The 20,784-nt window shown below is 63.6% G+C and carries 19 protein-coding genes; 6 read left to right on the forward strand and 13 right to left on the reverse strand.

Annotated elements, in window-relative coordinates:
• Window positions 1-121: 121 nt before the first annotated feature.
• From J7E24_RS07725 to J7E24_RS07745, 5 genes are all read right to left on the reverse strand, one after another.
• Complete coding sequence (locus J7E24_RS07725; protein WP_215136830.1) at window positions 122-931, reverse strand: TatD family hydrolase; 810 nt, start codon at window positions 929-931, stop codon at window positions 122-124.
• A 260-nt stretch (window positions 932-1,191) separates the two neighbouring features.
• Window positions 1,192-2,289 (reverse strand): glycosyltransferase, encoded by a 1,098-nt coding sequence (locus J7E24_RS07730; RefSeq protein ID WP_215136832.1) that lies wholly within the window; start codon window positions 2,287-2,289, stop codon window positions 1,192-1,194.
• Between the two features lie 163 nt (window positions 2,290-2,452).
• A complete protein-coding gene (locus tag J7E24_RS07735) occupies window positions 2,453-3,082 on the reverse strand; it encodes a polysaccharide deacetylase family protein (RefSeq protein WP_215136834.1) in 630 nt (209 codons plus the stop codon).
• 188 nt (window positions 3,083-3,270) lie between these two features.
• Window positions 3,271-4,431, reverse strand: coding sequence for a glycosyltransferase family 4 protein (locus J7E24_RS07740; protein WP_215136836.1), 1,161 nt, complete (start codon window positions 4,429-4,431; stop codon window positions 3,271-3,273).
• Window positions 4,432-4,508: 77 nt separating this feature from the next.
• Entirely contained in the window at window positions 4,509-5,912 is a 1,404-nt protein-coding gene (locus J7E24_RS07745) for an oligosaccharide flippase family protein (protein ID WP_215136838.1), read from the reverse strand.
• A 238-nt stretch (window positions 5,913-6,150) separates the two neighbouring features.
• Here J7E24_RS07745 and J7E24_RS07750 point away from each other — a divergent pair, with 238 nt between their 5' ends.
• Together J7E24_RS07750 and J7E24_RS07755 are read left to right on the forward strand one after the other, a co-directional pair.
• Entirely contained in the window at window positions 6,151-7,254 is a 1,104-nt protein-coding gene (locus tag J7E24_RS07750) for a Wzz/FepE/Etk N-terminal domain-containing protein (RefSeq protein WP_215136841.1), read from the forward strand.
• 71 nt (window positions 7,255-7,325) lie between these two features.
• Window positions 7,326-8,717 carry an O-antigen ligase family protein gene (locus J7E24_RS07755; RefSeq protein WP_215136843.1) on the forward strand — a complete coding sequence of 464 codons (1,392 nt, stop codon included), beginning with the start codon at window positions 7,326-7,328 and terminating at the stop codon, window positions 8,715-8,717.
• 163 nt (window positions 8,718-8,880) lie between these two features.
• On the opposite strand, the gene J7E24_RS07760 is transcribed toward J7E24_RS07755, so the two are convergent.
• The 6 genes from J7E24_RS07760 to J7E24_RS07785 all read right to left on the reverse strand — a co-directional run bounded on the left by J7E24_RS07760 (window position 8,881) and on the right by J7E24_RS07785 (window position 14,666).
• Window positions 8,881-10,155 (reverse strand): PP2C family protein-serine/threonine phosphatase, encoded by a 1,275-nt coding sequence (locus J7E24_RS07760; protein WP_251047095.1) that lies wholly within the window; start codon window positions 10,153-10,155, stop codon window positions 8,881-8,883.
• A 103-nt stretch (window positions 10,156-10,258) separates the two neighbouring features.
• On the reverse strand, window positions 10,259-11,434 hold the full coding sequence (locus J7E24_RS07765; protein ID WP_215136845.1) for an ABC transporter permease: 1,176 nt from the start codon (window positions 11,432-11,434) through the stop codon (window positions 10,259-10,261).
• Entirely contained in the window at window positions 11,434-11,691 is a 258-nt protein-coding gene (locus tag J7E24_RS07770; RefSeq protein ID WP_215136847.1) for a MarR family transcriptional regulator, read from the reverse strand. The genes J7E24_RS07765 and J7E24_RS07770 overlap by 1 nt, the downstream gene beginning before the upstream one ends.
• 86 nt (window positions 11,692-11,777) lie before the next feature.
• Window positions 11,778-12,287 carry a c-type cytochrome gene (locus J7E24_RS07775; RefSeq protein WP_251047096.1) on the reverse strand — a complete coding sequence of 170 codons (510 nt, stop codon included), beginning with the start codon at window positions 12,285-12,287 and terminating at the stop codon, window positions 11,778-11,780.
• An 85-nt stretch (window positions 12,288-12,372) separates the two neighbouring features.
• The gene (locus tag J7E24_RS07780) at window positions 12,373-13,557 is read right to left on the reverse strand and encodes a glycosyltransferase (RefSeq protein WP_215136849.1); all 1,185 of its coding nucleotides are present in this window, start codon (window positions 13,555-13,557) and stop codon (window positions 12,373-12,375) included.
• The gene (locus J7E24_RS07785) at window positions 13,554-14,666 is read right to left on the reverse strand and encodes a YbhN family protein (protein WP_215136851.1); all 1,113 of its coding nucleotides are present in this window, start codon (window positions 14,664-14,666) and stop codon (window positions 13,554-13,556) included. Before J7E24_RS07785 ends, J7E24_RS07780 begins: the two co-directional genes overlap by 4 nt.
• Before the next feature lie 183 nt (window positions 14,667-14,849).
• On the opposite strand from J7E24_RS07785, the gene ruvC reads away from it, so the two are divergent.
• Together ruvC and J7E24_RS07795 are read left to right on the forward strand one after the other, a co-directional pair.
• Window positions 14,850-15,488, forward strand: a complete 639-nt coding sequence (gene ruvC / locus J7E24_RS07790; protein ID WP_215136853.1) for a crossover junction endodeoxyribonuclease RuvC — start codon at window positions 14,850-14,852, stop codon at window positions 15,486-15,488.
• Window positions 15,489-15,584: 96 nt separating this feature from the next.
• Window positions 15,585-15,806, forward strand: coding sequence for a KTSC domain-containing protein (locus J7E24_RS07795; RefSeq protein ID WP_215136855.1), 222 nt, complete (start codon window positions 15,585-15,587; stop codon window positions 15,804-15,806).
• 141 nt (window positions 15,807-15,947) lie between these two features.
• Here J7E24_RS07795 and J7E24_RS07800 read toward each other — a convergent pair whose 3' ends face one another.
• Window positions 15,948-16,754 carry a PhzF family phenazine biosynthesis protein gene (locus J7E24_RS07800; RefSeq protein ID WP_215136857.1) on the reverse strand — a complete coding sequence of 269 codons (807 nt, stop codon included), beginning with the start codon at window positions 16,752-16,754 and terminating at the stop codon, window positions 15,948-15,950.
• Window positions 16,755-16,927: 173 nt separating this feature from the next.
• Window positions 16,928-18,199 carry an imidazolonepropionase gene (gene hutI, locus J7E24_RS07805; protein WP_215136859.1) on the reverse strand — a complete coding sequence of 424 codons (1,272 nt, stop codon included), beginning with the start codon at window positions 18,197-18,199 and terminating at the stop codon, window positions 16,928-16,930.
• A 337-nt stretch (window positions 18,200-18,536) separates the two neighbouring features.
• On the opposite strand from hutI, the gene J7E24_RS07810 reads away from it, so the two are divergent.
• Window positions 18,537-20,123, forward strand: coding sequence for a T9SS type A sorting domain-containing protein (locus J7E24_RS07810; RefSeq protein WP_215136861.1), 1,587 nt, complete (start codon window positions 18,537-18,539; stop codon window positions 20,121-20,123).
• Window positions 20,124-20,200: 77 nt separating this feature from the next.
• Window positions 20,201-20,737, forward strand: coding sequence for a 2'-5' RNA ligase family protein (locus tag J7E24_RS07815; RefSeq protein WP_215136863.1), 537 nt, complete (start codon window positions 20,201-20,203; stop codon window positions 20,735-20,737).
• Window positions 20,738-20,784 lie beyond the last annotated feature (47 nt).

Raw genomic sequence — 20,784 nt, forward strand, 5'->3', positions numbered from 1 at the left:
CCGTTGAACGATTGTCGGTAAACGATTCCCGTTCGCGCCGCTACAACGGTTTTGTTCAACGGGAGTCGTTCAACGGCGGGCGGGGACAAGCCCCGCCCCTACACCGTTCATACGTGGCCGTTCAACGGCGGGCGGGGACAAGCCCCGCCCCTACGTCGTTCTGGTTTTCCCCAAACAGCGCCAGCGTGTTGCGGGTGGTGGCTTCGGCTACTGCCTCTACCGATACACCGAGCAGCTCGGCTACGCGGCGGGCCACCAGGGGCACGTAGGCGGGCTCGTTGCGCTTGCCGCGGTGGGGCACGGGGGCCAGGTAGGGGCAGTCGGTTTCGAGCAGCAGGTGGTCCAGCCCGATGCCGGGCAGCACTTTATCGAGGCCGCCATTTTTGAACGTAGCCACGCCCCCGATGCCCAGCTTGAAACCTAGTTTGATAACTTCCTCGGCCTCGGCCGGCGTACCCGAGAAACAGTGAAACACGCCCCGCAGCGTGCCGTCCTGGGCCTGGGCAATAATGTCGGCGGTTTCGCGGAAGGCTTCGCGGGTGTGCAGCACCAGGGGCAGCTGGTGCTTTTTGGCCAGCGCCACCTGCACCCGCAGCGCCTCCTGCTGCTCGGCCAGCAGCGTTCTATCCCAGTACAAATCGATACCGCACTCGCCCACCGCCGCAAATGGCCGGCGGGCCAGCCAGTCCTCCACCTCGTACAGCTCGCGCTCCAGGTTGCGCGTTACGTGGCAGGGGTGCAGGCCCATCATGGCGAAGCACTGCGTCGGGTACCGGGCTTCCACTTCCAGCATAGCGTCGATGCTTTCGTGGTCGATGTTGGGCATGAAGATGGTTTCCACGCCACCCTCGTACGCGCGTTGCAGCAGCGCCTCCTGGTCGGGTTGCAGCTGGGGCGAATATACGTGGGCGTGGGAGTCAGAGAAGGTCATATCGGGGAGGGTGGGTAAGGAAGAAGCAAAGATACGGTGCTGCCAGCACGGGAATGGGAGGTCGATGTAGGGGCGGGGCTTGTCCCCGCCCGCCGTTGAACGATTCCCGTTGAACGATTCCGGTTGAACAATTCCGGTTGAACAATTCCGGTTGCAGCGGCGCGAACGGCGGGCGGGGACAAGCCCCGCCCCTACACCGTGCTGATTTCACCACCTTTCGCCCCTATGGCTGTTCCCTCATCACTCCATCACCCCTACGCCTACCGGTAGCTCCGTCCCTTCCACTCGAAGCGCAGCGGCAGCAGCCGAAACAACACCAGGCTCACCGTAAGGGCCAGCGTGTAGAGCTCGAACAGCGGCAGCAGCGCCAGCGGCGGGCGGCGGCCCACCCGCCGGAAGCACACCGTGGCCAGCATACCCTGCACAGCCGCTTTGGCCGCCCACACGGCCAGCGCCACGCCCAGCCCCTCCCCCACGGCCAGGGCCGCCAGCACCAGGTAAAACGAGCCGTACAGCGCCAAGCACGCCTGCAGCCAGCCCGGCAGCTGCTCCACGCCCCGCATCCAGCGCCGCCGCTGGTGCAGCAGCCCGCGCCAGCTGTACATCGGCAACGACTCAGCCATTACCTCGGGCCGGAACAGGTTGCGGTAGCCGAAGCCCCGCGCCCGCACCGCCTTAAACAGCTCGAAATCCTCGGTGACCGAAAACGGCAGCGCCTCGTAGCCGCCGGTAGCTTCGTAGGCGGCGCGGCTGATGAGCATGTTGTTGCCCATGGCCGTTACGGGTCGGCCCAAATCGGTTACTACCTGCACCAACCCCAACGACAACAGCCAGTCGAGCCCCTGCAGCCGATGAAACAGCCGCGGGCCCGTTACCAGCGTCAGGCCCGTTACAATGCCCACCTTCGGCTGGGCCCAGGCCAGCAGCCCGCGCAGCCAGCTGTTGGGCACGGCAATATCGGCGTCGGTAATGAAGAAGAAATCGGAAGTAGCCACCCGCGCCAGCTGGGCCAGCACGTTGGCCTTGCCCCGCGCCAAGCCCAGGTTTTCCCGGATATCGAGCACCCGGAATGTGCCCGCGTAGCCCTGCATAGCTGCCTCGGCCACGGCCGTTGTGGCGTCCGTCGAGCCGTCGTTGCCCAGCAGCACTTCCACCAGCTCGGGCGGGTAGTCAAGGGCTCGAATAGCTGTCAGGCAACGCGCAATGGCCGCTTCCTCATCCCGGGCCGCCACAAAAATGCTCACCCGCGGCAGCGGCCCCTCCCCCACCACGGGCGCAGGCAGCAACCGCCGCCCCAGCACCCAGGCCGAAGCCAACAGCAGCGCAAACCAACCGATGAAGTAGAGGAAGAACAGCATGCTTGATGGTGGGTTGTGAAACGTGAGTAATGAACGTCATTCAGAGCGCAGCGAAGAATCTCGCCTACTGACACTGCAACAGTAATCTGACATCAGCACGCGAGATTCTTCGCTGCGCTCTGAATGACGTTCTTCTCATTATTACCCTCCGGCTCCTGAAAACTTACAGCGCCGCGAACTGGTAGCAGGCTTCGGCGCAGTAATCGAGGTAGCGGGGCAGCACGTAGCGCAGGTTGCGGGCGGCTTTCTGGCTGTCGTGGAACACCACGATGCTGCCGGGGCGGGTGAGGGCGATGCTGGCGCGCAGGCAGGCTTCGGGGGCGTAGTCGGGGTCGTAGTCGCAGGTGAGCAGGTCCCACATGATGAGTTGGTGGCTGGGGTGCAGGGCGCGGGCCAGCGACCGGGTAATGCGGCCATAGGGCGGGCGCAGCAGCGGCCGGGGCTCGGGAGCAGCGCCGGCGGGTTGCAGAGCATCGAGCAGTTGCTGGCAGCGGGCCACATCGGCCAGATACTCGGGGCGCGGGTGGCGCCAGCCGCTGAGGTGGCGGTGGGTGTGGTTGCCCAGGCGGTGACCGGCGGCCAGCACCTGCCGGGCAATATCGGGGTGGCGCGCCAGGTTTTCGCCCACGCAGAAAAACGTGGCCCGCGCCCCGTAGCGCGCCAGCTGCTCCAGCACGAAGGGCGTCTCGTCGGGAATGGGCCCGTCGTCGAACGTGAGGTAAAGTGTGGGCGGGTCGGTGGCGGGCATTTCCCAGATACACTCCGGAAACAGCTGCCGCACCAGCCCAGGCATTCGGTGTAAGTGCAAATGAGTAGTGAGTAGTTTGTACTGAGTAGTGAGACAGCAGGTCGGCAAAAATACGAACGTCATGCTGAGCGCAGCCGAAGCATCTCTACCGCTTCGTTGCAGCCGGCAGGATTAGCACGGCGGTAGAGATGCTTCGACTGCGGCTGCGCCTCCGCTCAGCATGACAGTGCATATTACTCCCTCACTCCCTCACACCTCTCCACCAAATCCGCCGCTCGTTCAATTTCCTGCCATAGCCGCCGGGCGCTTTCGGCCCACGAAAACCGTGCGCCGTTGCGGAAACCGGCGGTTATCAATTCCTGCCGGTATTCGGCCGACTGCTCCACCCGCACCAGCCCGGCCGTGATGGATTCGACCGAGAATGGGTCGACGAGGCAGGCGGCGCCGGGGCCGGCCACTTCGGGCAGGGAGCTGCAGTTGGAGGTGATGACGGGCGAGCCGCAGGCCTGGGCCTCGATGACGGGGATGCCGAAGCCTTCGAAGTAGGGCACGTAGCAGGTGGCGCGGGCGGCGGCATACAGCTGCACCAGTTCCTCATCGGTTACGCGGCCCGTCAGGTGCACGGCGGCGCGGTGTTGCAGGCTTCGGTACACCTCGAAGATGGGGCCGGCCTGCCAGGCCGTGCGGCCCACCACCAGTAGCTTGGCCGGCGAGCCGGTGGCGGTTTTAAACGCATCAAAGGCTCGCAGCAGGTTCTGCAGATTCTTGCGCGGCTGCAGCGCCCCCACAAACAGGTAGTATGGGTGCCCGGCCGCGTACCGCTCGCGGGTGGCCTGCTGCACCGCCTCGGACTGGGGCCGGAACCGGGCGTCCACGGCGTTGTACACCACGCGTATTTTGTCGGGCGCAATGCCGTAGCGGGCCACCACGTCCTGCTTCGTAGCTTCCGACACGGCCACCAGCCGCGCCGAGGCCCGGGCGAAACGGGGCGTGAAGGTGCGATAGTAAGTGCGCACCAGTAGGCCAACATCCTGCGGGAAATGCTCGAAGGCTAAATCGTGCAGCACCGTTACGCGGGGCACGCGGGTGCGTAGCGTGGTGAAACCGTCGGGACTCAGGAAAACGGCCGGGCGGTGGCGGGCCAGCCAACGCGCCACCGCGCCCTCGAACCAGGCCAGCCACAGCAGCGGGTGCCGCGCCGGCGGCCCCAGCACATGCGGCACCACATTAGGACCTAATAGGTACCGCTCGTCAAAGGGCCTGTCGAATAGGAAGTGGAACGTGTGCTCCGGCTGCTGCCGCACCAGCTCGCGCAGGGTTTCGAGCGTAAAGCGCCCGATGCCCTCCAGCTTGTCGCCGGGCAGCAGAAAGCGGACGTTGACGGCAATGTGCATTGGGGAGGCTTATGGGCTTCAGGGCTGAGTGCCGGGTTGGTGCGCAACTACTGTTATGTTATTGGGCAGGGGGCCAATCAGGCTGCCGGCTTATTTTTCCTTAGCAGCAGCTGCAGCTCGCTTACGCGTACTACGCCCAGCGCAAACACCAAAGCCAGCAGCAGCCCGGCAGCCAGCGCCGTTTCCAGCCACCAGGGCAGGCCGGCGTAGGTGCGCAGCGCGTACCAGCCGGCGCACAGCAGCCCAAAAGCCAGGGCCAGCCGCCCCAGCATTTGCAGCGGCAGCGCCACGCCGGTGCGCCGCGGCACCAGCCACACGTAGCCCACCGACACAAATACGGCGCACAAGGTGGTGTTGGCTGCCCCGGCCAGGGCCCCAAAGCGCGGCATCAGCAGGAAATTGAGGCTCACGTTGAGGGCGATGCTGGCCGTTACGAGCCAGGAAACCGGCTTTTCGTGGTCGGTGCTGGTGAGCAAAGTGCTGTAGATGGCGAAAAATGCGTGGACCAGTACATTGAGAAACAGGATTTGCAGGCACTGCGTCATGCGGGCAATTTCGGCCGGCGTGCTGTGCCCGAACTGGAAGAACAGCAGCTCGCCCCGAAACAGCCCGAAGGCTACCACCAGCAGCAGCGGCACCGTCACGACCCGCTGCCCGAACCAGAGCAGCTCCTGCTGCTGGGCGGGCTGGCCGGTGGCGCGGGCGAAGCGGGCAAAAAACAGCGGCAGCACCGTCCACAGGTACATCATCACGGCATCAACCCAGCGGTAGGCCGCGGCATAGTAGCTGGCCTCCCTCGGCGACACCAGCCGCTCAAGCATGAGCATGTCGATGCGCTCATTCAGGCCGTACACCAGCGTAATAAAAGCCAGCGGCAGACTTTCGAGCAGCAGCTGCCGGGCCTGCTGCCAGCGCGGGCGCAAGCCCACCGGCCCATACAGCCGGCGGATGAGGCCCACGAGCAGTAGCAACGTAAACAGCCCCGCCACCACGCGCATAGCCACGTACCGGTCCAGCGTGAGGCCAATTGGCAACAGCCCCAGCACCAGGCCCAGCAGCAATACCCGCTCAAGCACCGAAAGCACGGCATCGGTATTGAAGCGCTGGTGCGCCTGTAGCACGCCCCGCAAAAACTGGGTGTATTGCGTAAACAGCAGCCCGGCGGCCGTGAGGGCCAGCAGTAGCAGCCAATGGTCGCGGTAGCCTAACACCCAGCCCAGCCCCACCGTGAGGCCCAGAAAGCTGATGCCCAGCCCGGCCCGCAGGGGCAGCAGCGTAGGGAAAAAGTCGGTGAAGTAGCTGGCCGAGGCGGCCAGGCGCTTGGTACTGAGCTGGGTGGTGCCCAAATCCGACACGGCGGCCACGATGGTAGCCAGCGTGAGCACCGCCGTGAAAGTGCCGAACAGCTCGTGGCCGATGCGGTCCTGCACTACGTTTTCGAGCACCACCCAACCGGGTTTCACCAGCAGGTTGAGCAGCACTACAAAGCCAATGTTGCCGAAGAAACGTTTAATGTGCGAAGGAGGCTAAACAGACAAAAAGAACCCGCATGGCGGCCACAGCCAACTCCAGTACCAGGCCATAGGGCGCAAAACTACGCAAAAGCCGGCGGGCTTCACCAGGGGCTACAGGCAGTTGGCAGTGCCCATTTTCCGCTATCTTTGCCCGCCGTCAGCCCTTTTCTGTTTCCACTTCCCGAGGGCGCGGCCTACTGTATTTATGTCCGAATCGTCTTACTCGCTGCTGGGCTTGTGGCCCGTTATCAATCGGTGGAAAAAATTGGTGCTGGCCGCTGTGGTGCTGGCCGCCGTACTAAGCACCGCCGTGGCTCTGCTGCTACCCAATATTTACCGCTCGACGGCCGTTTTTTTTCCAACCAACCCCGAAAGCACTGACCCCGACCGCCTGGTTGACGGCGGCAAACTGGAATTGGGTGGCCGCTCCGAAGATCTGGACCGTGTTATCACCATTGGTCAGTCGCAGCCGGTGGCCGAGCAGCTGATTCGGGAGTTCGACCTCTACAAGCACTATAAAGTTGGCGCCCCGGGCGATGATGCGGCCAAAAATGCTGTGCTCTACGAGTTCAGCTCCAACTTAAATATTGTACACAACGAGCGCGACGCTATTGAACTCACATTTGAAGACCGCGACAAGCAGCTGGCAGCCCGGCTAGCCAACCGGCTTGTGCAGGTTATCGACTCGATGAATCAGCAGCTTACGCTCGAAAACCGCCGCAACGTGCTGGGTCTATACAAGCAGCGCTTTGATTTTCTGCGGAACGAGTTCGAGCAATCGCGCCAGCGGCTGGTGCAGGCCCGCCGCCGCTACGGTATCTACGGCCTCGAACAGCAGGGGCGCTACATGGCCCGCGAAATCATTACCCTCGAAAGCAAGCTGCGCCAGGCCGAGGGCAGCGGCAACACTGCCCAGGCGGCCGGTGCCCGCCGGGCCCTGCAGGCACTCACCAGCCCCGGTGGCTCCAACACCATCAACCTGGAGCGCTACGTGCAGGGCACCGATTCGATGGGCCTGTTCGTGGCCCGGCTCAACGATTTGCAGGAGCGCCTAGTGAAAGCCCGTGGCGAATACGAAACGGCTGATCTGACGCTTCAGGGCAAAATCTCGTCGCTCTACATTGTGCAGAAGGCCTACCCCGCCACCCGAAAAAGCAAGCCTGTGCGCTGGCTGATTGTAGTGGGCTCGGTGATTATAACCCTGGCCGTAGCGGTGGTACTCGTGACCCTGCTGGAACTCTACGAGCGGAGCCGGCGCAGTGCTCCGCCCCGGCCCACTGAGGCAACCACCGGCACGGCGGGCTCGTGAGCGGCGTGGCGCAGGCCCTGCTGAGCCGTTGGGCACCCCTGGCGCCGGCTCAGCGGTTGTTCGTAGTCCTGATGCTGCTGCTCCTGCTAGGAGGGTCAGCAGCAGCGCTACTGGCCTCGCCGCTGCCGCTGCTGCCGGCGCTGGCCGGCCTGGGCCTGGTAGTGCTGCTGGTTGACTGGCGGCTGGTGTATTGGCTGTTTTTCCTGACGCTGCCTTTCTCGCGCGAGATTTCGCTTGGCGGCAGCCTCAGCCTCGACGTGCCCTCCGAGCCGCTGATGCTGGTGCTCAGCGGCTGCATTGGCGCCAGCCTGCTTATGCGCCGCCACCGGCTGCCGGCCCGCGAGCTGACGCACCCGCTGCTTATCATTCTGTCTCTCACGCTATTATGGGCGCTGGTATCGGCCTTCTTCTCAGTCGATAGCACCAAATCCATCAAGTATCTGCTGGCTAAAAGCTGGTACCTGACGCCCTTTGTGCTGGGTACGCTGCTACTGCTACGTCGTCCCGCTGATTTGTGGCGCGTGACGCTGCTCTATACTGCCGGAACCGTTGTTACGGTCGTCGTTATCCTGGTTAAGCAAGCTACCAAAGGCTTTGCCTTCGATGCCACGCAGTGGGCGGTGCACGATTTTTACCGCAACCACGTCATTTACGCCAGCGTGCTGGCGCTGCTGCTGCCCTTCATTTTTTACCGCTGGCGCAGCCGGCAGGGCGCGGCGCGGTGGGGATGGAGCGCAGTGCTGGGGTTAGTGCTGGTAGGCCTGCTGCTTTCCTATACCCGGGCCTCGGTGCTGAGTTTGCCGGTGGCGGGCCTGTTTTACCTGGTGGTGCGGCTGCGCCAAACGCGCTTGGTGCTGGCGGGCGCCCTGGTGGCGGCACTGGCCGGGGCCGGCTATTTTATGAGCCAGAACAACTACATGCTCTACGCGCCCGATTTCGAGAAAACCGTGTTCAACGGCGAAAACTTCGGCAAGCACCTGGAGGCCACCTACAAACTCGAAGACGTGTCGGGCATGGAGCGGGTGTACCGCTGGGTGGCAGCAGCCCGCATGGCCGCCGACAAGCCCCTGGTGGGCAGCGGCCCCAACACCTTCTACCCCGAGTACAAGCGCTACACAGTGAGCAGCTTCCGCACCTACGTGAGCGACAACCCCGAAAAATCAACCACCCACAACTACTTCCTGCTGCTGATGGCCGAGCAGGGCTTCCCGGGCATGCTGCTGTTTATCCTGCTGGTCGGGGCCACGCTCATCACCATCGAAACGCTATACCACCGCACCGCGCCAGGCTCCGAGTACCGCGCTGTGCTGCTGACCTGCGGCCTGAGCTTTGTTATCATCGTGTTCCACCTGCTGCTCAACGAACTGGTCGAAGTCGACAAAATCGGCTCATTCTTCTTCATCAACCTGGCCATGCTGGTGCGACTGGGCACCTGGGTACAGGCGGAGAGGCTAGAAGCGTGAGAAGTGAGAAAAGGCTCGTCATTCTGAGCGAAGCGGAGCGTAGTCGAAGAATCTCTACCGCCAAAGCAACTCCCGACGACAGGACTACTTTGGCGGTAGAGATTCTTCGACTACGCTCCGCTTCGCTCAGAATGACGGTCGTCTGGCCTTACACCAGTACCTTCTACTTAAACCGGCAGCTTAGGATGGTTACGTCGTCGGCGAAGCCGGTGCCGGCCTGATCGAAGACGGTGATTTCGCGCAGCAACTCGGCGTGTACGGTGGTGAGCGGGGCGTAGCGGTTTTGGCGCAGTACGCGCAGCACACCCTCCTCACCAAACTCGTTCTGGTCGGCGTCGAATACTTCGGTCAGGCCATCGGTGTAGGTGAGCAGCAGGCTGTGGGGCGGCACCACGAGGTGGCCGACCTTCAGCATGGGCAGTTCCTCCATCACGCCCAGCATAATGGTGCCCTCTTTGAGCGGCTGGCTGGCACCGCCGTCGTCGAGCAGCAGCAGCGGGTCGTTGTGGCCGGCGTTTACGTATTGCAGCTCGCGGGTGGCGCGGTCGTAGAGCCCGAAGAAAACAGTGATGAACTTGTCGCCGCCGGCGTTGCGGAAGATGAGGTGGTTGAGCTCGTGCACTACCGTGGCCAGGTCGGCCCCCTGGCGCAGCAGCGTGCGCAGTCCGGCCTGGAAGTTGGACATCAGCAGCGAGGCCGCCACGCCCTTGCCCGACACGTCGGCCACGCACAGCAGCAGGCGGCCGCCGTCGAGCTCCACCACGTCGTAATAGTCGCCGCCCACGGCCGTGTGGGGCACGTAGCTGGCGTGCACGGCCAGGTGGGCATCGTTGGGCAGGCGCTGCGGAAACAGCATGGTCTGCACCTCGCGGGCAATTTCGATTTCCTTGCGCATGGCCGCCGAGGCCACCCGCTGCCGCACCAGCCGGCGGTTTTCAATGGCTCCCACCAGAATGTTGCTCAGTGTCTGCAGAAACTTAAGCGCTTCTTCGCCGGCATAATCGTCGTGGGCGTTGCCGATGAACACGTAGGCCAGCACCTGCCCGTTGCTGCCCACCGGAATCACTACTTCGAGGTTGGCCCACACCGGCTCCAGTCCCGCAATCTCGTCCAGCCGGCACGAGGCGTTGATGCAGGTATCGGTAATCAGCTGTGGCAATTCTACCTGCCGGAAATCGACCTGCCCGGTCCCGAAATAGGTCATGCACTGCCATTGGCCCTCGTCCAGCACGTACAGCACCAGCCGGCGGATGTTGAGCTGGCCAAGCAGCGTAAACTGGAAAATCCGGTATAGGGCGGCTTCGGTATGGTCCTGGTTGATGGCCTGGGTGATTTCCAGCAGCGCCCCCAACTCCCGCTCTTTCAGGAACAACTTTTTTTCAGGAGTAGTATTGGGCATAGTGATGATGTAGTGGTTTGGCAGTTTGGTGAACGTCATTCAGAGCGCAGCGAAGAATCTCGCGTGTGGCATCTGTTTACTATTCCAATGTCAGCATGCGAGATTCTTCGCTGCGCTCCGAATGACGGGCACCGACTTATTGCTAAAGCGGCGTTTTGGGGTCGTAGGCGTCGCGCAGGCCGTTGCCGAGCAGGTTGAAGCTGAGCACCAGCAGGCTGATAGCAAGGCCCGGCAGCAGCGTGAGCCACAAACCGGCGCGGGTGCCCAGCAGCTGAAAACCTTCGTTCACCATAAGGCCCCACGATGGCGACGGCGGCTGCACTCCCAAACCTAAGAAACTCAGGCCAGCTTCGAGCAGAATGGCCGACGCAAAATTACTTGTGGCCAGCACAATCAGCGGGCCGGTCATGTTGGGCAGCAGGTGTTGGGCAATCAGGCGGCGCTGGGGCAGGCCCAGCACCCGGCCGGCCTCCACAAAAGTGGCCTGCTTTAAGCTCAGCATCTGTCCCCGCACCACACGGGCCACATCTACCCACATAGTCAGGCCCACGGCTACAAACGAGGTCCAGACGCCTTTGCTGTCCAGGGCCAGCGAAATGGCAATGACCAGCATAATGCCCGGAATGCTCCACACCACCGTCATCAGGCCCAGCAGCAGCGAGTCGAGCCAGCCGCCCACGTAGCCGGCCACGGCCCCCACCAGCATGCCCAGCAGCACCGAAATCAGCACGGCCACCAGCCCGATTCCCAGGCTGATGCGGGTACCCAGCAGCAGCCGGCTCAGCTCGTCGCGGCCGGCCTTGTCGGTGCCCAGCCAGTAGGTTCTTTCGATGATGTTCTGGCGGGCCAGCGGGGCCAGCTCGGCGGCCGAACCGCTGCGGCCGGCCACTGCGCTCAGGGCGTAGGCCTGGCGCTGGTCGGCCAGGGCCGAGTGGTTTTGGTAGGGCTGCGTGATAAGTGAGTCGCCCACGATTTGGTAGCCGGCAATGGGCACCTCACGGAAGCGCGGGGCACGGCCCTGCCACCAGGTACGCAGCGGGTTGTCGGCGGCGTCGCGTACGGCATCGGGCCGGGGCAGGCGCAGCAGGGTGGCCCGGAAGCCGGGCGCTTCTTTCTGGAGCTGCACCAGGCCGTTGTTGGCCGCCGGCGAGTTGTCGGGCAGCACCCAGTAGCCCAACACGGCCACCAGCGTACAGAGCACGATAAAGCCTAGCCCGAGCATGGCCGGCAGGTTGCGCAGCAGGCGCTGGCGCACATAATAGCCCGGCGAGCGGGCCGGCGTCGGCGCAGTTACGGCAGCGACGGGGGCAGCAGGCATCAGCGGGTGTTGTGTTGCAGCAGGCCTTCTTTGGAAGCCAGAAACTGGCAGTCGCCCACTAGGGCCCCGAACGAGCTTTCCTCGTAGGCCAGTTCGGTGTCGGGGTCGGGCCAGAAGCTGCGCACGTAGCCCACGTCCATCAGCCGGCGCAGCGTGTCCACGAGCTCGGGGCGCGGCAGGCCGGTTTTTTTCAGCAGCTCGGTAAAAGGCGTGACGAAATATAGCTCGTCGAGTACATCAAATTCGGCGTCGGTCACGGCAGGAAGGGCAGGTAGTGAGGCGTAAAGGTAAATGTTCAGCCGGGGTTTCCCGCAGCGGTTATAGGTAGGATGCGCGGGGTGTTTCAGTTGACTGCTGAAACCACGTATCTGCGCTCCTCCGACTCCACGTAGTCTAAAATCTGGCTGATTTCCTCGTTTGAAAGATTGTAGGAGGGCATTTGCTGCTTATCGTACTGCTCGTAGATTTTCAGGGCGTACTCGTCGCCGCTGGCAATCAGCTTGCTGGAGTTTTTCACCCAGGCATGCAGCCATTTCTCGGGCCGCCGCTTTCGAACCCCGGCCAGCGCGGGACCTACCACCACTTCGTTGATGGCGTGACACTGGGCGCAGTTACCCTTGAACAGCGCGTCGCCGGATGCAATGTTCAAGGTTTCGGCAGCAGTTAGCTGCGGCTGCGGAGCTAAATTATTCTGCTCGGGTATATATGGCCCGGCGCAGGCCGATTGATTGGCTAAATCCATCGGCGGCTCTACAATCAGATTACTGCCCAGCAGCAACAAACAGCCGCAAATGGCCCCAGCTACCACCGCCAGGCTGGCCGGCATCACGATTTCCAGGAGGTTCTTGCTCATCTTGACAACGCAGTTGGAACACCTCAGAAAGTACGCCCCAAAGCGCCGCAATAGCAAGTCAGCAACGCAGTAATCCTGCTCGCGCCTACCCGGCCCTCCTACCCTTCCAAGAGTAGCCGCCCCGCAGGCCGGCCAGGCCCACCAACAACGCGTAGGGCGCATAAGCCAGCTGCAGCAGCGGCGCGTAGGACAGCCAGCGGCGGCGGCCGAGGAAGCGCAGCACCGGGGCCAGAAACCACCCGTCGGCGGCCAGCTTGAGGCCCAGGCCGGCCGCAGCCCCGGGCAGCAGCGCGGGCTGCCAGACCGAGGCCAGCAGCCCAGCCGTTGGCGCCAAATTGGCCAGCAGCACCAGCACCGCCAGCCGCTGTGAGGGCGGGTGTCGGTAGTGCCGCCACTTGCTAGCCCAGCGCACCCGCTGCCGCAGCAGCGCCGCCAGCGTGGGCGGCCCGCCCGTGCGCACCAGCGCGGCCGGGTGTTTCAGAAACCGGATGCTACCCGGAAACGCCGCGTGCAGCTTATGGAGCAGGAATTCATCGTCGCCGCTGGGTAGGTGGGCGTTGCCCGCGTAGCCGGCCACCGCCTCGAAAGCCGTGCGGCGGTAGGCCAGGTTGGCGCCGTTGCACATGGTGGGCGTGCCGGCCGCAATGCCCGCCGCGCCCGTGCCCACCAGCCCCGCAAACTCCAGCCCCGACAGATTTTGCAGCAGCGTATCCGGCCCCGTCAGCAGCACCGGCCCACTCACGAAATGCACATCCGGGCCGGCATCGTCGAGCAGCGTAGCGTAGGCCCGCAGCCAGTCGGGGCCCACGCGGCAGTCGGCATCGGTGCACACCACCCAGGGGGCGCGGGCCTGCTGCAGGGCCGCCTGCAAAGCCGCTTTCTTGCCGACTCCCACTTCGCCCGACACTTCGGCCAGCCGCACTATTTGCAGTTGAAAAGCGGCCGTTCGGGCCGCCGCCGCCAGCAGCGCGGCCGTGTTGTCGGTCGAGTGGTCGTCGGCAATGATAACTTCGAACTGGTGGGCCGATAGGTGCTGGTGGGCTAAATCGGCGAGTAGCTGCGGCAGGTTGGCGGCCTCGTTGCGGGCGGCTACGAGCACTGAAAAGCGTGGCGCAATGGGCAACTCAGAACCAGCAACAGAATCGGAGTTGTCGGGCAGCGGCAGTAGCTCGGGCACCGGCAGCTGCTGCCAGGCGTGGCGCAGGCGCAGCAGCTGCCCCGCGTACAGCGCCGGAAATGCCAGCAGCAACAGGCCCCACGCGCTGCTCATGTGGTGGGTTGGGTGATTTCGGCGGGAGCCGGAGCTGCTGCCGAAACTGGTGTGGGCCCGGTAGGTGGGCCGGCTTGGCGCTTGCGCAGCACTTTCAGGCGGAGCACGAAAATCAGCCCCACGGCGCTGGGCACGGCAATATTGAGCACCCACAAGCTCAGGCTGGCACTAAGCACCGGCAGCGGCGGCTGGCCCAGCAGCCCGAACAAGTGCGTGGCCGACAGCTCGCGCACGCCCACATCGGCCAGGGCATTGAGCGAGGGCACCAGCGACTTGAGCAGGAAGGTGCCCGCCACGGCCGCCGCCGCCGGACCCACGGCCGCATCTACCCCGTAGGCCAGCAGCAAGAGCCCGAACTGCGCCCCGAACACCAGGTAGCGCAGGCCCGAAATCAGCAGCACATCAGTCAGCAGCCGGGCCGGGTAAGTGGGCATTACGGCCACGTAGCGGCTAAACCGACGCAGCGGCTTCACGGCCTGCACGGCCGCTACCAGCAGCTCGGAATGGTACAGTGGCAGCAGCACCGCCAGGTTGATGACCAGCGTGAGCACCACCAGCCCGATTTGCGCGGCCGGGTAGCCGTTCAGATAGAAGCGCAGCCCAAAGTACAGCAACCCCACCGTGCCAGCCGCCACCGTGGCTACCAGCTGGCAATAGCGCCCCAGAAACACGGCGCCCAGCGCATCGAGGCGGCGACTTTTGAGCTCCATAATACGGCCGGCGTAGTCGCCCACCCGGTTGGGCGTCACGAACCCCAGCGTAAGTCCCACCAGCACTGCCCGGAAGCTGCGCCGAAACGAAACGGGCTCCAGGTGCCGGGCCAGTCGCCACCATTTCCAGCTTTCGAGGCCCCAGTTGAGTGGCACCAGCAGCAGCGCCAGCAGCACCGGCACCCGGCCCTGCCCCCCAAGGCTGCGCGCCAGCAGCCCCCGCCACGCGGCGGCTGTGGCTTCATTATCGACCAGCGAATGCCAGAGCAACGCCAACGTGAGCAGCGTAACACCCAGCTTGGCCGCCACCACCCAGCCCCCCCACCGGGCCGGTACCGGGCGGGCAGGCACGCGGGGTTTGGGGCTTTGGGTGTAGCTTTGGGGTGGCGAAGCAGGCAAAATAGCAGCGGGTTGCGTAATTTCGGCAAGTTAGCTTATCAGAGCCTCAAGCTTCAGGCGGTAAGCTTGGTATAGCTTCTTTAGTAGCATCGACTCTTCTGCCTTTGCTCAGTTCCAACGCCCAAAAGGGCTACCAAACATAAAGCTTGCAGCCTGTAACTTGAGGCTTGCAGCTCAAAAAGAATGATTCTTCCCCTCGCTTCTTCTTCCGAACTACTGCCCAAGGTGATTATGGGCGTCGACCCCGGCACATCGGTGATGGGGTACGCCGTGATTGAGGTGCGGGGCCAGAAGGTGACGGTGCTCTGCTACGACGTGATTGACATGCAGAAGCTGGGCACCAACCACGCCCTCAAGCTCAAGCGTATTTTCGAGCGCATGCTGGAGCTGATTGACGAGTACCTGCCCGACGAGTTGGCCATTGAAGCCCCGTTTTTCGGCGTAAACGTGCAGAGCATGCTCAAGCTGGGCCGGGCCCAGGGCATGGCCATTGCCGCCTGCCTCTCCCGCCAGATTCCGTACGTGGAGTATGCGCCCACCAAGGTAAAGCAGGCCGTAACGGGTTCGGGCAGCGCCACCAAGGAGCAGGTGGCCCACATGCTGCGCCAGACCCTCACGCTGCCCCCCATTGCCGAAGCCAGCAAGTTCCTCGACGCCACCGACGCGCTGGGCGTGGCCCTGTGCCACCACTACCAGAAGGGCAACAACGTGAAGGCCGGTGGTAAAAGCTGGGGCAAGTTCCTGGCCGACAACCCCACCAAGCTGGCCGCCCCGGTAGCCGGCAAGAAGGTAGCGGCGGACAGGAAGAAGCCGGCGGCGTAGGCGAGGCTTTCTGCAGCGGGTTTGCGCCGGCAACTTCTCGTGGCGTGCATAATTTCCCCATCTTGACGCAGTACTCACAATCTTACGCTAGCCAAGATGCTCCGCCGCCCCATCCGTTCCACCTCCCTCAAAGCCGTGGGCTACGACCCGGCCACGCTTACGCTGGAAATCGAGTACCGCCACGGTGGGCTGGTGCGCTACACCGGCGTACCCGAAGAGCTGCACCAGGCGCTGCTGCGAGTGCCGGGCAAGGCGTTGTTTGTGGAGCAGGTTATCGAGCGCGGCGGCTTTGGGCGCGAGCAGTTGCGGGGCGGGTAGCGGCGGCCGCGCGCTGTAGGGACGGGGCTTGCCCCCGCCCACCATTGAACGATTGTCGTTAACACGGAGCGAACGGCGGGCGGGGGCAAGCCCCGCTCCTACAGCACGCGGCAAGCAATGCGCATACTGCGTAGCATCAGCTTACATCTCCCCCAACTCCATTTCGCCCTTGAGGTAGGTGACGGCGTGGCCGCTCATCAACACCCGGTCGCCGCGTAGGTCGCACCATAGGTCGCCGCCGCGGGCCGATACCTGGCGGGCGTGGAGGCTGGTTTTGCCCAGCCGCTCGGCCCAGTAGGGTACCAGCGTGGTGTGGGCCGAGCCGGTTACCGGGTCTTCGGGCACGCCCACCCGGGGGCCGAAAAAGCGCGACACGAAATCGATTTCGCCGGTGCCGGGGGCGGTGGCAATCACGCCGCGAAACTCCACCTCGGCCAGCCGGACCTGGTTGGGCCGCAGGGCCCGCACTTCGGCCTCCGAGGCGAACACGCACACCAGGTCGGGGCCGGCCAGCAGGGCCAGCGGGGTGGCTCCCAGGCCGTCGGTCAAGCCGTCGGGGTGGCGGGGCAGCGGCTGGGGCGGGCGGGCTGGGAAGTCGAGCGTGAGCATGCCGTTTTCGGCGCGGCGCACACGCAGCGGGCCGCTTTTCGAGTGGAACACGATTTCGGGCTCCTGGAAATTGAGGTGGCGGTAAAGCACGTGCGCCGAAGCCAGCGTGGCGTGCCCGCACAGCTCCACCTCCACGGTAGGCGTAAACCAGCGGATTTTGTACTCCTGCTCCACCCCGGCTTTGGGCACGAAAAAGGCCGTTTCGGCCAGGTTGTTTTCGGCGGCAATGGCCAGCATGGTAGTCTCGGGCAGCCACTCGGTGAGGGGGCACACGGCGGCGGGGTTGCCGGCAAACGGGCGGTCGGAAAAGGCATCGACCTGATACAGGGGCAGTAGCATAATAGGAAAGCAACGTAGAACCAAAGCTCCGGCAGTCCGGAAGCCCGGCTAAACTACGGTTTCGGCGGCTATTGCGCTTCGCCCTGCTGGCCCCAAGCCGGTAGCATCACGCATTTCCAGGTACTGCCTCAGGCTGCCCGCTCATTGCCCGCACCGCCACACTGCCTTCATCCTCACAAATTTTCCTCCACCAGCTCGCCGCCGATAAACACTTGGTGTACCGGGTTGTCGCCTAGCCAATAGGGTATTTCGGGTAGCGTGGCCACGTTCAGCACCAGCACATCGGCGCGCAGGCCCGGCGTGAGGCTGCCGCACTCCTGCTGCTGACCGATGGCCCAGGCAGCGTTGCGCGTTACGGCAGCTATGGCTTCGGCGGGCGTGAGGCCCATTTTCAGGCAGCCCATGCTCAGGGCCAGCCATAGGTTTTTGCTGGGGCAGGAGCCGGGGTTGAAGTCGGTGCTGAGCGCCACTGGCAGGCCCGCATCAATGAACGCCCGGCCCGGCGCGTACTGCGTCAGGCGCAGAAACAGCGGCACCAGCGGCAGCAGTACGGCCACCGTGCGACCCTGCATAGCGGCGGCAATGCGGGCCGCCGCCTCGGCCGAAAGGTAGTCGGCGTGGTCGATACTGACCGCACCCAGGTCGGCGGCCATTTCGCAGCCGCCCAGCTCGTGCATCTGCTCAGCATGGATTTTCAGCCCGAAGCCCAGCTCGCGGGCCGCGGCCAGGTAAGCGCGCGAGTCGGCGACACTGAAGGCGCCCTGCTCGCAGAAAATATCGACGAATGGCACTTCGGTTGGGTTGATCTGGGGCAGCACTTCGTTTACGAGCATGGCCAGGTAGTCGGTGGGGCGGCCGGCGTACTCGGGGCCGGGCACGTGGGCCCCCAGGAAGGTGGGCACCACCCGCACGGGCTGCTGGTTGCCGGCCGCACGGGCCACGCGCAGCAGCAGCAGCTCGGTTTCGGCGTCGAGGCCGTAGCCACTCTTGGCTTCGAGCGTGGTAACGCCGTAGCGCCTGAAATCGGCCAGATGGCGCAGGGCAGCGGCCAGCAGCTCGGCTTCGGAAGCGGCGCGGGTGGCGCGCACGGTGCTCAGGATACCGCCGCCACCGGCCAGAATATCGAGGTACGACTCGCCCCGCAGCTTGCGCTCAAACTCGGCCGCCCGCTGCCCGCCAAACACCAGGTGCGTGTGGCACTCTACCAGCCCGGGCATCACCACCCGGCCGTGCGCCTCGATTATGCGCGTGGCGGGCGTGAGCTGGCTTTCATCGAGCTCCGCCATTGGGCCCACGGCTACAATCCGGTCGTTTTCGCAGGCCACGTAGCCATCGGTGATGCTGTGCCAGTTGGCCTGGTCGGGGCCGGCCAGCGGGCAGGTGGCGGGTGGGCCGGCCAGCGTGAGCAGCTGGCCGCAGTGGCAGATGAGCAGGGTGTAGGGCATAGCAGCGGCAGTAGAATGAATTGGGTAAAGATGCGCACGAGAGCCATAGGAGCCCGCGGAACTGGCAACAGCAGAGCCGGCCCAACCCGGGCTTTAAGGCGAGGTTCTGGCCTCATGCATCGTTGCTGACTTCTGAGCAATGTTGTTCAACGTAGCGCGAAGCTGGAGCTTCGCGCTACGTTGTTTTTTAGCAAAGCGCTGGCCAGGAGTACCCAAAAGAAATAATGTATCCCAAAGTGAGATTCGCCCGTATGTGAGTCTCAAATAATTGACATATAACTAGTTATTTTACTATATTACATATATACCCGTCCTTCACCCTCCTTCCTTTCTCATTATGAAACGACTTCTTCTTTTCTGGCTGGCCTCGACCCTTGCGCTACAGGCACGGGCTCAACTTCCTACCAATAGCTACGCCGTATCCACCCCCTGCCCAAGCAGCCTCAATCAGCCTTCCGAGCTAACCAAAATCAACACCGACGGCTCGATTACCCCCATCGGCATCGTTAGCGAAGCCGGTACCGGTATTGTAGTGAATGGGTTAGGCTACAATGACAACAACCGGGTTGCGCTGTATGGTATGCGCGTAGTCCCGCCAACAATATCCTCTATTCAGGCTGGCACTCCGCCCGATTTATACCGCATCGACCTGAACACGGCCGTGGCCACCAACGTCGGCCCGATGACGCCGCCCCCCACGCCTACCACGGGCCTGACCCCGCCTTCGGGTTCTTTCGTAACGGCCACCGACTATCGGCAAACGCTAAGTTTTGTGGGCGACAGTAACCCTGACGGTACCTATTACCTCGGGGGAGTTACATTTCGTATTTCTGCTGTGTACTTTTTGGGGCTACCAATTCCGGGTTCGGCCATCGTTACCGATGTGCGCTTATACGTAGGCACCACCAGCTTACCGGCTACACCTGCCCCCGTGGCGGCCCCCACTTGGCAACGAGTAGATGCTTCTGACCCTGCCACGGCGTCCATCATCGAAGCCTACAGAACCCAGACACAAGCCTACATCAACTCCGGGCTCGCCACTCCGGTACCCGAGGGCGGGATTCAGGACTGGGTGTATGACAAGCCCAGTGGTAATCTGGTAAGCTACATCGGGCAATCGGGCCAGTATTTCACCATTACCAACCCCGGCACAGCCCCGGTGGGCGTTACCACTACGCCCACCGTACCGCTACCCCCATTGCCCCCCGGCACCACCGACAGCAATATTGGCTCGATGTTTTCCGATCAGTTCAGCAACGTGTATGTAGTGCGGGCCGGAAGTGGAGAGATATTTCGGGTGGATAACACAACCGGCAACTACGAGAACCGCTCGTTTGGCAATGCCCTGGGCTGCAACCGCGGCGACGCCGTGAGTTTCCCCGATGCCCTGCCCCTGCCCGTTACGCTCACCCGCTTCGACGCTGAAGCCACAGGCCCAACTGTGCGCCTGAGTTGGGCCACGGCCTTCGAGGAGCGGGCCAGCCACTTCGAAGTGGAGCGCAGCCCTACGGCTACAACCTGGACCACCGTGGCGCTAGTAGCGGCCGGCAACCGGGCCACCGGCCAGCAATACGCGGCCATCGATGCCCGCCCCTTGCCCGGCACGGCCTACTACCGGCTGGCCATGCACGACCGCGACGGTACTGTGAGCTACTCCGCAGTCCGGGTAGTGCACAGTGCGGCCACTGCCGCCGTATACCCCAACCCCGTACGCCACACGGCACAGGTGTTGCTGCCAATGCCTGGCCAAAGCGCCACGCTGGAACTGGTTTCGGCCCGGGGTGCGGTAGTCCGACAGCTTACAGTACCGGCCGGACTGGCTTCGGTTGAAGTGCCGATGGCCGATTTACCCGCCGGCTTCTATCTGCTGCGCGTGCAGCAGGCCGGCGCTGCCAGCACCACCCGCGTGGTACTGGAAAAGTAGCATCAGATTTTTTCGTCAATCAGGCCCTCTCAATGCCCCGATGCGCCCTGTCTGCGTATCGGGGTATTTGCTTTCTTATGCCCGATTTTCCACCCACCGCCATTGATGCGCCCCTGATTCTGACCCTGCTCCTCGACGAGGAAGCCCAACAGCATTTCGACCGGCTACGTACGGCGCACTTCCCGCCGGCGCGCAATTACCTGCGGGCCCACGTCACGCTTTTTCACCATTTACCGGGAGCCGATTACGCTGCCCTTGCCCAACAGCTACAGGCCGTAGCAGCCACTACCCCACCCCTGCTGCTGCGTGTTGCAGGCGTGCGGTTTCTGGGCCAGGGCGTTGCATATTCACTCGAAAACGACCAGCTGCGCCAGCTTCACCGCGGACTGCAGACGCGCTGGGCCGCCACGCTACGTCCCCAGGATTTACAACCCCTGCGCCCCCATATTACGGTGCAAAATAAGGTGCTGCCCGCCGTGGCCCGCAGCCTGCACGAACAGCTTTCCGCCGATTTTGAGCCCTACGATGTTACTGGTACCGGCTTGGCGCTGTGGGCCTACCGTGGCGGCCCCTGGGAAGCATTGGCGCAGTTTCCATTTGAGGGCAAAGGGTGAATTTGACATATCAGCTGCTGTCCTCATCGCACGGTGTAGGGGCGGGG

Source organism: Hymenobacter sp. ISL-91, assembly GCF_018613725.1.
In the GTDB taxonomy this organism is placed as follows: domain Bacteria; phylum Bacteroidota; class Bacteroidia; order Cytophagales; family Hymenobacteraceae; genus Hymenobacter.

What these genes read in the sequence shown, in the direction of transcription:
- J7E24_RS07740 (WP_215136836.1), bottom strand. Translation starts at nt 4,431, where the DNA reads ATGCACATTGCCGTCAACGTCCGCTTTCTGCTGCCCGGCGACAAGCTG.
- J7E24_RS07800 (WP_215136857.1), bottom strand. Translation starts at nt 16,754, where the DNA reads ATGCTACTGCCCCTGTATCAGGTCGATGCCTTTTCCGACCGCCCGTTT.
- J7E24_RS07795 (WP_215136855.1), top strand. Translation starts at nt 15,585, where the DNA reads ATGCTCCGCCGCCCCATCCGTTCCACCTCCCTCAAAGCCGTGGGCTAC.
- J7E24_RS07730 (WP_215136832.1), bottom strand. Translation starts at nt 2,289, where the DNA reads ATGCTGTTCTTCCTCTACTTCATCGGTTGGTTTGCGCTGCTGTTGGCT.
- J7E24_RS07750 (WP_215136841.1), top strand. Translation starts at nt 6,151, where the DNA reads ATGTCCGAATCGTCTTACTCGCTGCTGGGCTTGTGGCCCGTTATCAAT.
- J7E24_RS07765 (WP_215136845.1), bottom strand. Translation starts at nt 11,434, where the DNA reads ATGCCTGCTGCCCCCGTCGCTGCCGTAACTGCGCCGACGCCGGCCCGC.
- J7E24_RS07725 (WP_215136830.1), bottom strand. Translation starts at nt 931, where the DNA reads ATGACCTTCTCTGACTCCCACGCCCACGTATATTCGCCCCAGCTGCAA.
- ruvC (WP_215136853.1), top strand. Translation starts at nt 14,850, where the DNA reads ATGATTCTTCCCCTCGCTTCTTCTTCCGAACTACTGCCCAAGGTGATT.
- J7E24_RS07760 (WP_251047095.1), bottom strand. Translation starts at nt 10,155, where the DNA reads ATGACGTTCACCAAACTGCCAAACCACTACATCATCACTATGCCCAAT.
- hutI (WP_215136859.1), bottom strand. Translation starts at nt 18,199, where the DNA reads ATGCCCTACACCCTGCTCATCTGCCACTGCGGCCAGCTGCTCACGCTG.
- J7E24_RS07735 (WP_215136834.1), bottom strand. Translation starts at nt 3,082, where the DNA reads ATGCCTGGGCTGGTGCGGCAGCTGTTTCCGGAGTGTATCTGGGAAATG.
- J7E24_RS07780 (WP_215136849.1), bottom strand. Translation starts at nt 13,557, where the DNA reads ATGAGCAGCGCGTGGGGCCTGTTGCTGCTGGCATTTCCGGCGCTGTAC.
- J7E24_RS07815 (WP_215136863.1), top strand. Translation starts at nt 20,201, where the DNA reads ATGCCCGATTTTCCACCCACCGCCATTGATGCGCCCCTGATTCTGACC.
- J7E24_RS07810 (WP_215136861.1), top strand. Translation starts at nt 18,537, where the DNA reads ATGAAACGACTTCTTCTTTTCTGGCTGGCCTCGACCCTTGCGCTACAG.
- J7E24_RS07755 (WP_215136843.1), top strand. Translation starts at nt 7,326, where the DNA reads ATGCTGCTGCTCCTGCTAGGAGGGTCAGCAGCAGCGCTACTGGCCTCG.
- J7E24_RS07775 (WP_251047096.1), bottom strand. Translation starts at nt 12,287, where the DNA reads ATGAGCAAGAACCTCCTGGAAATCGTGATGCCGGCCAGCCTGGCGGTG.